Below are 2,201 nucleotides of genomic sequence, written 5' to 3' on the forward strand. Positions count from 1 at the left end.
CTATATCTCGGCGGGCTTCATTATCGAAGAAGGTTTTTTAATCGACGACCTTAAAAGAATAGCCGACAGCATGGGCGAGGCGGCGCGCGCGTGCGGCGTCAAGATCGTTACGGGCGATACGAAGGTAGTGGCGCGCGGCGGGGCGGACAAACTTTTTATCAATACAACCGGAATCGGGTTCGTGCCGGAAGGCGTCGAGATAGGCGCGCAACGGGTAACGGAAGGCGACGCGATAATTTTATCCGGCACGATAGGCGACCACGGCGCGGCGGTACTGACCAAACGCAAGGGACTCGATTTCAAAACGACGGTCGAATCGGACAGCCAGCCGCTGAACGGTCTTGTTAAGGATATGCTGGCAGTCTGCCCGGATATCCATATGTTGCGCGATCCGACGCGCGGGGGGCTGGCGGCGACGTTGACGGAGATAGCGGCCTCGTCGAAAAAAGGGATATTGATAGACGAAAAGGCGATACCGGTTAACGAAAGCGTGCGCTCGATATGCGAGATTTTGGGGCTGGATGTCCTTCAGATAGCAAACGAAGGCAAGCTGGTTGCCTTCGTGCCCGAAGAATCGGCGGAGAAGGTACTGGATGCCATGCGTAATCACAAGGCGGGAAAGGACGCCGCGATAATCGGCCGGGTTAGCGGTAAGACCGGCGGTGTTGAACCCGGCGTAGTCGAGATGAAGACCGCCTTTATCGGCAACCGCTTAATCGAACCGCCCACCGGCGATATGCTTCCGAGGATATGTTGATTTCTAATTAAAGAAAGAATACTACTTGCTACTCAACTTTACTTCAAGCTTAAGTCAAGGTGTATTAATATATAGTTATAACAAGTACGCCATGCCCTCGTGAAGAACTGCAGTTACGGTTTTCTTGGAGTTTAGCAATGATTGTCCCCCATAGACTTAACATTCTAAAAGAAGCAATTGACTTTCTGAATAGGCAATACGATTTGATTATCAAGCGAATCCCAAATTGTAAACTCACCCTAGATAACAATTCAGATGAAGAACAGGAAAAAGAGAGGATAATCCGTCTTTTGGAAAATAATAAAGGCATGGTCTCGGGTATTTACGATCAAGTAAAGGAATACAACTCAAGCGAATTACTAGCCGAAGTATCTGTTGACGATCAGATAGTAAAACTCGTCGAAACAGAAAATACACTTAGGAAGGTAAGAAAAGACTTGGAAGACATAGTCGGCAAACATTACGAGGCAAAGCTTGGGCCTAACCTCAGGGAAATCAGCAAGTCAATTGATGCGGTTTACAGTGAATTCGTTTTTTTGGTTCCAAATATCCTATATGAAATTGAAATAATCGAAGACCATTTCCGAAACCCTCTAAATGCGGAAAAAACCATAATGCCTGATCTCCAGGAAAGCATAAATCATTTCAAAAAGAAGCGTATCTCATTTGAAGAATTTCTTAACGGTTTTAAAATGGGCAATAAGAACTTTAAAGGTTTCAAATATTTCAGAACTGTTGATTCTGTTTTTTCGCCTTTCCAATCGTATGAAAACATGCCCGACAAATATGATCAGATTAACGGTTGTATATATAACATTTGTAAAAGTCTTGAGTCTTTTATGAAAGAATTCAAAAACGATAAGGATTTTGTTGATGTTGCTGAAAAATTCGAAAATATAAAAAGGAAAACAACCGTAACCAGAAAAACAGCCTCCACGAGGGGAAAGAAAAACGTGTCCACTATGTCTGAAGTTTTTGATGTTTACAATGTGCTTGGCAAGATCTTCAGAAAAATGGCTGTTAAATATTCTTTCCGAGATGAGTACACAAAATCCACGCTGTTATTTAAGGATTACGAAAAGCTTACCGGAGAGCTGGTATCTTATGATACCGGTGCGATAGATGCCGAGGTAAACACCCTGATTGATGCGACCCAGGACGAAAACGCAAAAAAACAAATAGGAACGCTAATAGAAGAAGTCAGGGAGTTAATTCACAAGAAGAGACTTCCTTTAGAAAGGCTATCATGGTTATTACAGCAAATAAAAGCCGGCAACTACAATATTGTGGTCATGGAAAGGGAAATGGAAGAATTAACTATTCCCATCACCCCTCATATCGCCGAGAAATATGGAGAAAATAATCTAAAGGAAATTAACTTGATAATAGAGGAAATTGATTTCTGGCTTCACGGGACTGAAAAACAGGAAAAATACAATAATGT

Annotated in this window: 2 protein-coding genes; both read left to right on the plus strand. The window is 43.1% G+C overall.

Annotation, left to right across the window (positions count from 1 at the left end; translation table 11 throughout):
- On the plus strand, positions 1-757 hold a 757-nt coding region (gene hypE / locus V3S16_RS06890; RefSeq protein ID WP_413883936.1), incomplete at its 5' end, for a hydrogenase expression/formation protein HypE.
- Positions 758-894: 137 nt separating this feature from the next.
- Positions 895-2,201: hypothetical protein (locus V3S16_RS06895; protein WP_413883937.1), on the plus strand; the 1,307-nt coding region annotated here is incomplete at its 3' end.

This window comes from Candidatus Desulfatibia sp. (assembly GCF_036446775.1).
In the GTDB taxonomy this organism is placed as follows: domain Bacteria; phylum Desulfobacterota; class Desulfobacteria; order Desulfobacterales; family UBA11574; genus Desulfatibia_A.